The organism is Alienimonas sp. DA493 (assembly GCF_043951915.1).
Classification (GTDB): Bacteria; Planctomycetota; Planctomycetia; order Planctomycetales; family Planctomycetaceae; genus Alienimonas.
In genome coordinates this window covers 62,409-74,885 of the sequence record NZ_JBINJD010000002.1, presented here as the reverse complement: position 1 = coordinate 74,885, position 12,477 = coordinate 62,409, and the positions used below count along the sequence as shown (strand labels likewise).

The window sequence follows — 12,477 nt, the reverse complement described above, 5'->3', positions numbered from 1 at the left end:
CGGCGCCGCGGTCGCCCGGGCCGCCAGCCCCGCCCCGACGCCGGCCGGCAGCAGGAAGGCGGCGGCGCACAGGGTCCGCACGTCGGTCAGCAGCCACGGGGCGTCCAGAGTGGCGTTCGCCCAGAGGTTCAGTTCCAGCCAGAGCCCGCCGGCCGCGAACGCCGCCGCCGTGCCGGCGACCGCAACGGTCCCGCCGACCGCCGCCCGCCGGTCCCGCCGCAGCCGGCCGGCGATCAGCACGCCGACGCCCAGGGCCGCGACGGCCAGCCCCGCCCGGCCGAGCAGGATTTCGAGCGTGACGGGGAAGTAGGCCGCCGCCGCCCGCAGGCCCGCCGCCGCCGTCGCCCCGCACAGCAGCGCCACGCCGACGGCCAGCGGGTCGAGGCTCCGCCCCCGTCCGCGGCGGACCGCGGCGCCGACCGCCGGTTCGCTTTCGTTCCCCTCGGACTTCCTGGCCTGAACCGCCATCGCCAGCCCGGCGAGGGCCACCGCCCCGCCGGCGGCGAGGAGGGCCGCGTTTTGCAGACCGGTCGCCGGGGCGAGCAGCGAACCGAACAGCCCCACGCCGAGCCCGGCGGCGCACAATCGCACGCCGGCGAAACCGCGTCCGAAGCCGAGCAGCCCCGCCCCGCAGGCCGCCGGGCCGAGAGCCGCGAGGGCCGTCAGCGTCAGCCACCCCGCCCCCTTCCCGCCGGCGAGCCAGCCGGCCGGCGCCGCCCCGGCGACCGCCTCCGCCGCCGTCAGGCAGAGCGGGCCGAGCGCCACCGCCGCGGCGCCAATCGGGCCCGCAACCTGAACCGGAACCGTCCGGCACCGGCCGATCGCCCAGGCGGCGGCCAGCCCGATCAGCACGGCGGCCCGGCCGCCGAAGGTCACCGCGGGGTCGCCGCCGAACCGCAACGTCCACTGCGTCCAGACGCAGGCGAGGGCTCCGCCGGCCAGCGTGGCGCCCGCCGCGGGGGCGGCGGCGGGGTGGTTCAGCACGACCCGGGCGCCGCGTTGCGAGACGGAGCGAGCCGTCGCGGCGATGCGGGTGAGGGCGGGCGGGAACCGCGTGGCGTCCGTGCGCACGGGGCGAGCTCGATCGGTGGTCAACGTCCGGGGAGAACCGGCGTTGTAGATCGTGCTTCGGGCGCGGGGGAACCCCGCTTCCGCCGCCTCTCCCCCCCCTCTTGTCGCCGCCGGGCCGCGCGGCCCCGCCGTCAGTCGTGCGTGTGCTCCGCGGCAGGGTAGGCGCCGTCGCGGACCTCCTCGCAGAAGGCCGCCGCCGCCCGGAGCGTCTCGGCGCCGAGATCGGCGTACTTCTTCAGGAACTTGGGGGCGAAGCCCGGGTTCAGGCCCAGCATGTCCGCCCCGACGAGCACCTGCCCGTCGCAGTGCGGGCCGGCGCCGATGCCAATCGTGGGGATGCCGACCGCTTCCGTGACGGCCTGCGCCGTCTCGTCGTTCACCAGTTCCAACACGATGCTGAAGGCCCCGGCGGCCTCGGCGCCCACGGCGTCGGCGACGAGGGCGTCCACGTCCCGCTGCACCCGGTGCCCGCCGACCGCGTGCACGCTTTGCGGCTTCAAGCCGATGTGGGCCATCACCGGAACGCCGGCGCCGGCGATCGCGGCGATCGTCTCCCCGTGGTCCACGCCGCCGCCCTCCAGCTTCACGGCCTCGGCCCCGGCGTCCTTCAACATGCGGCCGGCGTTGCGGACGGCGTCCGCCACGCTCGTCTGATAGGAGAGGAACGGCAGGTCCGCGATCACCATCGCCCGCCCCCCGCCGGCGTCCCGGCCGCGGACGACCGCGGCGGTGTGGTAGACGATCTGCTCGACCGTGACCGGCAACGTCGTCGGGTGCCCCTGCACGACGACGCCGACGGTGTCCCCGACCAGCAGGGCGTCCACGCCGGCTTCCTCGAACAGTCGGGCCGTGAGCGCGTCGTAGGCGGTCAACACCGCAAGCTTCCGGCCCGCGGCTTTCGCGGCGACGAACCGCGGCAACGTCATCGGCTTGCGCGGTTCGGGGACCGGGCCGGAGGCAATCGGTTCGGGGTCAGTCATGCCGCCAGTGTACGAAGCCCGCGGAAAAGCGAAGGCGATACGCCTCCCGCGCGACCTCTCGTCGGCTGCCGGGAAGCCGCGACGGAGGCGGATCGAGCATCGCAAATCCATGTCAGCGCATGACCTTGGGTCGACGGTGTGGAAACCCGCCCCCTGACTTTCCGTCGTGGACCGCAAAGGTGGTGTCCGTCTCCCGCCCGTGAGCCGGCCCGCAATCGGGCGGGATTGACGCGGCCCCCGGCGGCTTCTGGTCGCCGGGGGTTTGCTTCTGCGCCGGGGGCCGACGCGCGGCCGGCGCCGCGTCGTTGCGGTCGACGACGGCCGTTGTCGGGGTTCGCCGGGCGAACTATCGTGCCCGCTCCCGGCGCCTCGTTTTGGGCGTCGGTCCCCCGGATTCGCAACACGACGGTTCCCCGATGGCAGGCCCCACCCCCGACGAGCCGGTCGAGTTCGGTTCCGAAACCGAAAAACTCGTGATCATCGGCAGCGGGCCGGCCGGCTGGGCGGCCGGCATCTACGCCAGCCGGGCCGAGCTGCGGCCGCTTTGCTTCGAGGGCGCCAACTCCGCGGAGAACTACGCCCAGGGCACGCTCCCGCTGGGGCAGTTGGCCCTCACCACGGAAGTCGAAAACTTCCCGTCCTGGCCGGCGGGCGACCTGTCCGGCTACCTGAACTCCGCCCTGACCGAGAAGGAGCGGATGATGCTCCCGGACGGCGGCCCGGAGCAGGAAACGATTACCGGCCCGCAGTTGATGACGCTCATGCGGCGTCAGGCCAAAAACTTCGGCACCCGCGTGGTGACCGACGACGTGGCCAGCGTCGACTTCTCCCAGCGCCCCTTCACCCTCACCACGGCGCAGGGGAAGACGGTCAAGGCGCACTCCGTCATCGTCGCCACCGGTGCCCGGGCGAACTACCTCGGGCTCGACAGCGAACACGCCTACAAGAACAAGGGCGTGAGCGCCTGCGCCGTCTGCGACGGGGCCCTGCCCCGCTTCCGCGGCAAAGGCGTGGTGGTGGTCGGCGGCGGCGACAGCGCCATGGAGGAGGCGACCTACCTGACCAAGTTCTGCGACCCGGTCTACATCGTCCACCGCCGGGACGAGTTCCGCGCCAGCCGGATCATGGCCGAGCGCGTGCTCGCCAACGACAAGATCACGGTGAAGTGGGATTCCGTCGTCGAGGAGGTCCTCGGCAGCGACGACGAGGGGGTGACCGGCGTCCGCATCCGCAACGTCAAGGACAGCGACCGCACGGAAACGCTGGACGTCTCCGGCTACTTCGCCGCGATCGGCCACACGCCGAACACCGACTTCCTCGGCGGTCAACTCGAACTGACGGAGAAGAAGTACGTCGTCTGGACGACCCCCTTCCGCACGCACACCAGCGTGGAGGGCGTCTTCGCCGCCGGCGACGTGGCGGACGACTACTACCGCCAGGCCTGCACCGCCGCCGGCACCGGCTGCATGGCCGCCCTCGACGCCGAGCGTTGGCTCGGGGCGCAAGGGATCGAGTGACCGAAACCGGCCCTGACCGGGGCAACGCCGTCTGCCTGATCTGCACGGATCACCGGCGGACCGCGACCTTCTACCGGGCCGCGTTCGGGGCGGTCGATCTGCCCGGCGACGGGTTCGGCTGCCCGTGGTTGCGGGTCGGCGGGCTCACGCTCACGCTGTTGCCGAACGCCGTGCGGCCGGCGCCGGCCCCGTCGGTCGAGCGGGCCGGGGCGACGCTCCTGTTGAGGGACGCCGACGTCCGGGCCGCTTTCGACCGGGCGGTCGCGGCCGGGGCGGCCGTCGTCGAACCGCCGGACGAGGACGCCACGCACTGTCTCGTCGCGGACCCCGACGGCGTGCTGATCGAAGTGATGACGCCGTGACCGCCCCCCCGCCGCTACCCTGGCAGGCCCATCTCGGGCCGATGTTCGACGAGCGGGAGGAGGGGCCGCGGTTCCCGCTCGACCTTCTGATCGACCGCCTCCGCCGGCAGTTTCCAGATCTGACGGCCGACACGGAGGCCGGCGACGCGGCGATCCGGACGCACTACGCCCGGCTCAAAGCGATGGGCTGCCCGGACGTCATCATGGGGCCGTGGGAGCGTCGGCTGGGGACGGAGCCGATGGTGACGCTCGACGCGGCCGGCGCGGACCTGACTTTTCAACTCGCCGCGATCGAGGATCCGCATCTGGAAGGGCTGTGGCTCTCGATCGAGGACCTGACGCCGCGGGACAGGCGGCCGGACTTGGCGGGGTTCGTCGCGGCGCTCGAAGCGGTCGCGGAGGCGCTGGGTTTCCGATTCGGCCTGCAGGCGAACTCCTCTGCGGACGACTGGGGAATCGGCATTGACGCGGACCGCCGCGTCGCCGACCCGCACGCCGCCCTGCGGGAAGGGATGGGGGCGCAACGCGACCCGGACACCGGCGAGTGGGTCAAGGAGCCCAGCGACCTGCCCGACCGCGGGGCGGCGAACTGGTCCGCGGCCTGCCGCCGGGCCGCCGCGGCGTGGTGCGACAACGCCGAGTACCGCCACAAGCCGGCGATGCTGGCGAAGTACGGCGGGGCGGACGGCGTGGCCGCGGCGATCCTGCGGGACCTCTCGCAGCTCGGCCCGCTGACGGCCTTCCGGGAGCACGTCACCGGGGCGCCGCTCGAGAACACGGCCGTGCTGACGTACGGCGAATGGACCTGCACCGTCCGCTTCAGCGGCGTCCCGACGGGGCGGCTTCGCAGCGACGACCGGGCAGGCTGCTCGACCCCCGACAAGACTTCGGGTTAGTTTGACGACATGAGCGAACCCGCCCCCGCCCCTCTCGTCGGCGTCGTGATGGGGTCGCGCAGCGATCTGCCCACGATGCGGGCCGCCGCGGAGATTCTCAAACAGTTCGAGGTGCCGTTCGAGGCGGAGGTCGTCTCCGCCCACCGCACGCCGGACCGGCTGGTGGAGTACGCCAAAGAGGCGCGGGGCCGCGGGCTGAAGGTGATCATCGCCGGGGCCGGCGGGGCGGCGCACCTGCCGGGGATGCTGGCGGCGAGCACCACGTTGCCGGTGCTCGGAGTGCCGGTGCAGTCGCGGGCGCTAAGCGGGCTGGATTCGCTGCTCTCCATCGTGCAAATGCCCGGGGGGGTGCCGGTGGGGACGCTCGCCATCGGCACGAGCGGGGCGAAGAACGCGGCGCTGCTGGCCGTGCGGACGCTGGCGTTGTCGGACGAGGCGCTCGCCGCGAAACTCGCCGACTACCACGCGGAGCAAACGGCGACGGTCGCCGCGACCCGCGTCCTGACCGACGACGACCTCTTCCCCCCTGCATCGTCCGCCCTGGATCATGGCTGATTCGCCCCCGCCACGCCCGCTGCCCCCCGGACGGACGCTGGGGGTGCTCGGCGGCGGACAGCTCGGGCGGATGTTCGCCCACAGCGCCCAGCGGCACGGCTACCGCGTCTGCTGCTGGGCCCAGGACCGGGAGGAACCGGCGGTGCGGGCGTCGGACGACTGCACCGTCGCCCCGTTCGGCGACGAGGCGGCCCGAGACCGCTTCGCCGCGGGCGTGGACGCCGTCACGGTCGAGTTCGAGAACGTCCCGGCCGCGACGCTGCGGAAGCTGGCCGGGTTGTCGTCGCTGCCGGTCCGGCCGGGGGCGGACGTCCTCGCCGTCGCGCAGGACCGCCGGAGGGAGAAGCAGGCGGCCGCCGCGGCCGGGTTCGCCACGGCCCCCTGGCGGGAGGTGAGCACGGAGGAACAGGCGACCGCCGCCCCCACGATCGCCCGGCCGGCGATCCTGAAGACGGCCCGCGACGGCTACGACGGCAAGGGGCAGGTCCGGCTGGCGGAGGGCGACGACCTGCTCGCCGCGTGGGATTCGCTGGGTCGCGTCCCTTGCGTGCTGGAAGGACGGGTCGAATTCGCCCTGGAGCTGTCCGCGATCGCCGCCCGCTGGCCGGACGGCCGCACCCGGGTGCACGGGCCGTTCGAGAACGACCACGCCGGCGGCATCCTCGACCTCACCCTCTACCCCGCCCGGGTCGACCCCGTGGTGACGGCGGAAGCGAAGCGAATCGCCGCGGGGATGGCCGCGGCGCTGGACGTCGTCGGCCTGCTGACGGTCGAGATGTTCCTCACCGACGACGGCGATCTGGTGGTGAACGAACTGGCCCCCCGCCCGCACAACAGCGGGCACGTGACGATCGAGGCCTGCGGGGTCAGCCAGTTCGATCAGCAGGTCCGCGTCACCGCCGGTCTGCCGCCGGGAGATCCCAGCCCGCGGTCGGCCGGGGCGATGGCGAACCTGCTGGGCGATCTGTGGGAGCACGGGGAACCGGACTGGGCCGGCATGTTGGCCGCCTTCCCCGACGTCAACCTGCACCTGTACGGCAAGGACGAGCCGAAGCCCGGCCGCAAAATGGGCCACCTCACCGCGACCGCCGGCGACCCGGAGTCCGCCGCCCGGCGCGTATTGGCCGCCCGGGAGCGGCTGCGGGGCGCCGCGTCGTAACGCTGAGGCCCCGCGGGGCCTCAGCGTTACGGGCGATCATTCGACGGTGACGCTCTTCGCCAGGTTCCGCGGCTTGTCCACGTCGAGGCCCCGCAGCACCGCGCAGTGGTAGGCGAGCAGTTGGAGCGGGACGCTGGTCACCAGCGGGGAGAGCAGCGGTTCGGTCTTGGGCACCATCAGGCACTCGTCCGCGATGCGGCAGACCTCGGTGTCGCCCTCGCTGACGACGGCGATCACGCGGCCGCGGCGGGATTTCACCTCCTCGATGTTGCTCAGGACCTTTTCGTAGGTGTGGTCCTGCGGGGCGATGACGACCACCGGCATGCCCTCGTCGATCAGGGCGATCGGGCCGTGCTTCATCTCCGCGGCGGGCAGGCCCTCCGCGTGGATATAGCTGATCTCCTTGAGCTTCAACGCCCCCTCCAGCGCCGCGGGGAAGTTCACCCCGCGGCCGAGGTAGAGCCAGTTGTCCCGGTCGACCAGCTTCTCGGCAAGGGCCCTCACCTCGTCGTCGAGCTGCAGGGCGACGCGGATCTTGTCCGGGATCGCCATCAACTCCTCGGCGAGGGCGATGGTCCGTTCCGGGGAGAGGTGCCGGCGGCGGCCGAGGTCCAGCGCCATCATCGCCAGCACGGCGACCTGGGCGGTGAAGGCTTTGGTACTGGCCACGCCGATCTCCGGGCCGACGTGCAGGTAGACGCCGGCGTCCGTCTCCCGGGCGATCGTGCTGCCGACGGTGTTGACCACCCCCAACACCCGGGCCCCGCGGGTCTGCACCTCCCGCAGGGCGGCGAGGGTGTCGGCCGTCTCGCCGGACTGGCTGACGGCTACCGCCAGCGTGTTCTTCAGCACGATCGGATTGCGATACCGCAACTCGCTGGCGTACTCGACCTCGCAGGGGATGCCGGCCAGTTCTTCGAACAGGTACTCCCCGATCAGCCCGGCGTGCCACGCGGTGCCGCAGCCCATGAGGAGCAGGCGCTCGGTCCGCGGCAGCTCCCGGGCGATTTGAGCGAGGCCGCCGAGGGTGACCTTGTCCGAACCCTCCCGCAGACGGCCGCGGAGGGTGTTGGTGAGGGCGTCCGGCTGCTCGTAGATCTCCTTGAGCATGTGGTGCTCGAACCCGGTGTGGTCCAGCTCCACATCCTCGATCGCCAGCTCCAACTCCTCGAACCGCTTTTCGACCGGCACGTCGTCGATGGTGCCGGCGGTCATGCCGTCGGGGCCGAGACGGACGATCTCATCGTCGTTCAGATAGGTCACCCGCACGGCCTGCCCGGCGACGGCGGCGGCGTCCGAGGCCACGAAGTAGGCCCCGTCCGCCTGCCCGACCAGCAGCGGCGAGCCCCGCCGGGCGGCGATCAGCGTGTGCGGGGCGTCCGGGGAGACCACCGCGATGCCGAACGTCCCGCGAACCTCCAGCAGCCCCCGCCGCACGCTCTCCAACAGGTCGCCGGTCTGGCTGTAGAAGAACCCGACGAGCTGGGCGAGGACCTCGGTGTCCGTCTCGCTGCGGAACGTGACGCCCTGCTTCTTGAGGAAATCGCGGATCGCGGCGTGGTTCTCGATCACGCCATTGTGCACCAACACGACCTTGCCGGCGGCGTCCACGTGGGGGTGGGCGTTCGCTTCGCTGGGGCGGCCGTGGGTGGCCCAGCGGGTGTGGGCGATGCCGAGGGAGCCGCGAACCGGCTGTTCGTCGCAGAGATCTTTCAGCCGCTCGACCCGGCCGACGGCCCGCCGCAGGTCGAAGCCGTCGTCATGGACGGTGACCAGCCCGGCGCTGTCGTAGCCGCGGTATTCGAGCCGACGCAGCCCGCCCAGCAGGACGTCGTCCGCGTCTTGGGTGCCAAGGTATCCCACAATCCCGCACATCGGAGCGTCCCTGATCGGCTCGGGTAGAAGGCGACGCCCCGTTGGGCCGGGGCCTGGGCAACCTAGCACTCGGTCGCTCCCCCGCCTACACGTTTGTCGGGTACTGCTCTTGCTCCGCTCCGCTTTCACAAAAAGCGAACGCCCCGCCGCGGAGGGGCCGCGGCGGGGCGTTCGGTGCGGGACGGCGGGGGTCGGAACCCCCGCGAGGAGGGCGGTCAGGCGTTGACCGTCTCCCGCACCTTCTCCTTGGCGTTCTGAGCGACGTTCTCGGCGCCGGCTTCGGCCTTGCCCTTGAGCTTGTCGGCCTCGCTCTCGGCCTGGCCTTCGACGTTGCGGGCCTCGGACTGAGCCTTCTCGGCCACCTCGGCGGCGGCGAGTTTCGCCCCAGAGGTCGCCGCGTCGGCGACGGCGGCCCCGCGGGCCTTCAATCCGGCGGGGTCCAGCCCCTCCGCCTTGGCGGCGTGGGAGATGTCGTCGCCGATCTGCTTGCCGGCGCTCTGCGCCAGGTGGGCGGCCTTGTCGACCAGCTCCTTGGGGGTGAGACCCTGACGTTCCATCTCGTCGAGGGTCATCCCCATCGCGTGGGCGGCGGAGGTCTTCGCCTGGTGCAGAACGGCCTCGGCGGAGTGCTCCGCCTGGTCCCACAACCGGTCGCGGGACGGCCCCATCAGACGGTTCTCCGTCTTGGTGCGGGGCACGCAGAAGCCGGCCAGCAGGCCGGCGGCGAGGAACCCGAGGCCCACGGCCAGCGGGTTTTCCTGCACGCTGCGGTCGAACCGCTGCTTGGTGACTTCGTAACCGTCCACGGTTTTCTCCAGTGCGTGATGGCCGAGCGATTCGGCCGAGTGATAGGCGTCCTCCGCGAAATGCGAGACGGACGAGGTGGCCGAACGAACCGCGTCGGCGATCGCGGAACCGGAATAGAGCAACGCCCCGGTCGCGGCGTGGTACACGTTGCCGGCGGCGTCGGCGACGACTTCCGCGGCGTGATAGGTGCCGTCTTTCACCTCGGTCCCGGCGTGCAGCAGGGCCCCGGTGACGGCGTCGTAGGCGTTCCCGGCGGTCACGGTGACGGACCGGCCGGCGTCCCGGGCCGCGTGGGCCGCAGCGCTGCCGGCGTAGAGGAACGCCCCGGTGGTCGCGTGATAGACGTTGCCCGTGGCGTCGGCGAAGGTCTCGCCGGCTTTGACGGCCCCGTCCTTCGCTTCGCTGCCGGCGTGCAGCAGGGCGTTGGTGGTCGCGTCGTACACCTTGCCGGAGGTCACCTTCACGCTCTTGGCGGCGGAGCGGGCGACGTCGGCCGCGGCGCTGCCGGCGTAGAGGAAGGCCCCGGTGGTCGCGTCGTAGACGTTGCCCGCGGCGTCGGCGAACGTTTCGCCGGCTTTGATCACGCCGTCCTTCGCCTCGCTGCCGGCGTGCAGCAGGGCGTTGGTGGTCGCGTCGTACACCTTGCCGGAGGTCACCTTCACGCTGCGGCCGGTCGAGCGGGCCGCCTCCGCGGCGCTGGAGCCGGCGTACAGGAAGGCTCCTGTCGCTTTGTCGTAGACCTTGCCGGCGGCGTCGGCGGTGGTGTTCGCGGCGGAGATCGTGCCGTCCTTCGCCTCGCTGCCCACGTACAGGAGGGCGCCGGTGGCCGAGTCGGTCACCCGGCCGGCCTTCACCGTCACGTCGCGGGAGGTGTTGGCGGCGTACCGGCCGGCGGAGCGGCCGGCGTTGCCCGCGGCGTGGGCCGTGGAGGACGCGGCGGAGGACGTCGCGCCGGTCACGGAATGGACCGCGGACGACAGGGCGTGGGCCGCGGCGGTTCCGGCGGCGGCGATCTTGTTGCCGGCGTGGTCGTACCAGTGACCGGCCTCGTCGCTCCAGGAACCCTTCGAGGAGGAGCGCTGGCCGGAGGGAGCGTACGGGTTCCGATAGCCGGCCCCGTAGTTCTCGCTGTACGGCAGCCCGGTCCGGGCGTCGACGTAGGAGCCGCTGTACATCCGCGGCTCCTTGTTGCCCTCGTAGGTCCACCGCCGGTACTGCCGGCGGGCGGCTTTCTTCAGCGGGTCTTCAAAGAAGGCGTAAGCCAGGCCCGTGGCGCAAATCGCCGTGGCGACCGGATTCTCGCGGATCGCGTCGCCGATCGTCCCGGCGAGCCGGGTGCCGGACTTGTAGACGTCGCTGAACCCGAACGGGTCGGCCGGGCCGCTGGCGACGGTCCCTTCCCGACGCACCTGAACGACGGTGCCGTCCGGCTGGACGCGCTCCTCGTAGACCGGCTGGGCGGTCGTGCGGGCGGAGGCGGAGGTCGTGCCGAGGCCGAACCAGCTTTTCGCGAAATCGGCCGCGTCGTCGATCAGGTTGGCGGGCCGGAGGCGTTCGCTGAGCTGATCGAGCGTCCCGTCCATCTCGGTCCGGGTGCGGGCGATGTCGGCCCGGATCTCGCCGCTGGAGGTGTGGTCCGGGTAGGCCGGCGGGGTCGCCGGATTCGCCGGGGAGTCGGGGCGCTGGGCGGCCCGCTCGGGCGGCACGCCGTCCGTGTACGGCTTGGCCTGTTGGGGGGCGGCGGTGTTCATCGGGGAGTCACTTTCTGTTTGAATTCTTGGATATCGTGGCCGACGTGGCGGGCGTCTGCCTTCACGCTGGCGATCGTCTGCTCCGGCACCGGGCTGGTGTGCGAGATGCGGTCGACGGCCGACTTGATGAGGTATCCGCCGATCCCGAGGGCCAGCAGGGGCACGCCCAGGAAGCCGACGAGGCCGGCGACCCAGCGGACCCACTCCTCGGCGTCGTCCCCGCCGCCGATGGCGACGACGGCGAAGTACGCGGCGAACGCGACCGCCAACACCAGGGCGACGGTGGCCGCGAAGGCCAGGGCCCCGCCGGCGGCGATCTTGCCGGCGTTGCGGCCGTAGACGGCGGCCTTCTCGGACAGCTCCGTCTTGGCCAGCGCGACTTCCTGCCGGACGAGCGTGGTGCTTTCGTCCCGCAGATCTTTCAGCAGGTCGGCGATCGAGCGGCCGTCGTCGCGACTGGCGGGCGGCGGGACGGCATTCGGTGCGTGTGGGGCGTGAACGGACATGGCGGTGCGAGGACGGGGAACGGCGGACGGGGAGGGCGGAGCGGCGGGGGCCGCTCAGCTCACTTGGGCGTGGAGGGGACCACGGTGGAGGTCTCCTCCAGCACGGTCACCCGGCCCGTCTTCGGGGAGGGGTTCGAGAGGCGGCTCGGCGCGGTCTGCCCGCCGCCGTAGTTCCCGGAGCCGCTGCCCGGATGGGTGCCGTACTGCGGCGCCGCGTAGCCGGTGCGGGCCGACAGGCTGGGGGCGCCGCTCCCGGCGTAGTTGCCCCCGCCCGGCGTCCGCTGGGCGGGCATCGGCTCCCGAGTGCTCTTGAGGAACCGGGCCAGCCCCAACCCCACCACGAACATCCCGCCGAGCACCACCTCCGGGTGACGCCGGGCGAAGTTCTCCGCCTGGTTGATCAGGTCCGAGGCGTCGCGGCCGTCGAGATACTGACCGAACTTCTGGACGCGATCCGCCGCGGCCCGCACGACGGGGGCGGCCGGGTCGTCGTTCTTCTCCAACTCCTCGGCGGCCTTCGAGATCGCACTGCCGTAGGTGTTCACCTCGCTGGCGGCTTTCTTCTTCCCGGTTTCGGTGTAGTCGGCGACCTTCTGCCGGACGGCGGACTGCGCCTCGGCGGCTTTGGCGTAGGCCTCGTGCTTGGCGGAGTCCATCAGATCGCCGGCGCGGGACTTCGCCTGCCGGGCGGCGTCGGACACGGCGGCGCCGGCTTGGTCGGCGGCGGCATGGGCCTGGTCGCCGGCCTGCCGGGCGGCGTCGCCGGCGGCCGATTTCGCTTCGGCGGATTTCTGCGACAGCTCGTCGCGGCCTTCGGCCAGCTGGGACTTCGCTTTGTCGGACGGGGGAGTCTGGGTGGCGGGCATCGGGATCGACTTTGGTGCGGTGATGGTTGACTCAGCGGTCGTCGGCGCGACCGTGGGGGAGGCCTTCTGATTCAAGTCCCGTGCCAATCGCCGAAAACGCTTCGCAGACCGAACGCGAAGGCGATCGTTGGT

At 72.3% G+C, this 12,477-nt stretch carries 10 protein-coding genes and 1 pseudogene; 5 read left to right on the top strand and 6 right to left on the bottom strand.

Annotation, left to right across the window (positions count from 1 at the left end; translation table 11 throughout):
- Window positions 1-1,071, bottom strand: a pseudogene (locus ACG2DA_RS00755) (hypothetical protein); the annotation flags it as partial.
- A gap of 131 nt (window positions 1,072-1,202) precedes the next feature.
- Window positions 1,203-2,051, bottom strand: a complete 849-nt coding sequence (gene panB, locus ACG2DA_RS00750) for a 3-methyl-2-oxobutanoate hydroxymethyltransferase (RefSeq protein WP_395253539.1) — start codon at window positions 2,049-2,051, stop codon at window positions 1,203-1,205.
- A 416-nt stretch (window positions 2,052-2,467) separates the two neighbouring features.
- Here panB and ACG2DA_RS00745 point away from each other — a divergent pair, with 416 nt between their 5' ends.
- Genes ACG2DA_RS00745 through ACG2DA_RS00725 form a run of 5 tightly spaced genes read left to right on the top strand, consistent with a single transcriptional unit; the run spans window position 2,468 to window position 6,540 of the window.
- On the top strand, window positions 2,468-3,568 hold the full coding sequence (locus ACG2DA_RS00745) for an FAD-dependent oxidoreductase (protein ID WP_395253538.1): 1,101 nt from the start codon (window positions 2,468-2,470) through the stop codon (window positions 3,566-3,568).
- Window positions 3,565-3,930: a VOC family protein gene (locus ACG2DA_RS00740; protein ID WP_395253537.1), complete on the top strand. Its 366-nt coding sequence runs from the start codon at window positions 3,565-3,567 to the stop codon at window positions 3,928-3,930. The genes ACG2DA_RS00745 and ACG2DA_RS00740 overlap by 4 nt, the downstream gene beginning before the upstream one ends.
- Window positions 3,927-4,826, top strand: a complete 900-nt coding sequence (locus ACG2DA_RS00735) for a hypothetical protein (protein ID WP_395253536.1) — start codon at window positions 3,927-3,929, stop codon at window positions 4,824-4,826. The genes ACG2DA_RS00740 and ACG2DA_RS00735 overlap by 4 nt, the downstream gene beginning before the upstream one ends.
- Before the next feature lie 9 nt (window positions 4,827-4,835).
- Complete coding sequence (gene purE, locus ACG2DA_RS00730) at window positions 4,836-5,381, top strand: 5-(carboxyamino)imidazole ribonucleotide mutase (protein WP_395253535.1); 546 nt, start codon at window positions 4,836-4,838, stop codon at window positions 5,379-5,381.
- Window positions 5,374-6,540 (top strand): 5-(carboxyamino)imidazole ribonucleotide synthase, encoded by a 1,167-nt coding sequence (locus ACG2DA_RS00725; protein ID WP_395253534.1) that lies wholly within the window; start codon window positions 5,374-5,376, stop codon window positions 6,538-6,540. Before purE ends, ACG2DA_RS00725 begins: the two co-directional genes overlap by 8 nt.
- Window positions 6,541-6,576: 36 nt before the next feature.
- Here ACG2DA_RS00725 and glmS read toward each other — a convergent pair whose 3' ends face one another.
- The 4 genes from glmS to ACG2DA_RS00705 form a co-directional block, all read right to left on the bottom strand.
- Window positions 6,577-8,415 carry a glutamine--fructose-6-phosphate transaminase (isomerizing) gene (gene glmS, locus ACG2DA_RS00720; protein ID WP_395253533.1) on the bottom strand — a complete coding sequence of 613 codons (1,839 nt, stop codon included), beginning with the start codon at window positions 8,413-8,415 and terminating at the stop codon, window positions 6,577-6,579.
- A gap of 215 nt (window positions 8,416-8,630) precedes the next feature.
- Complete coding sequence (locus ACG2DA_RS00715; RefSeq protein ID WP_395253532.1) at window positions 8,631-10,973, bottom strand: DUF3618 domain-containing protein; 2,343 nt, start codon at window positions 10,971-10,973, stop codon at window positions 8,631-8,633.
- The gene (locus ACG2DA_RS00710) at window positions 10,970-11,479 is read right to left on the bottom strand and encodes a phage holin family protein (RefSeq protein ID WP_395253531.1); all 510 of its coding nucleotides are present in this window, start codon (window positions 11,477-11,479) and stop codon (window positions 10,970-10,972) included. The genes ACG2DA_RS00715 and ACG2DA_RS00710 overlap by 4 nt, the downstream gene beginning before the upstream one ends.
- A 59-nt stretch (window positions 11,480-11,538) precedes the next feature.
- Entirely contained in the window at window positions 11,539-12,345 is an 807-nt protein-coding gene (locus ACG2DA_RS00705; RefSeq protein WP_395253530.1) for a hypothetical protein, read from the bottom strand.
- Window positions 12,346-12,477: the final 132 nt, after the last annotated feature.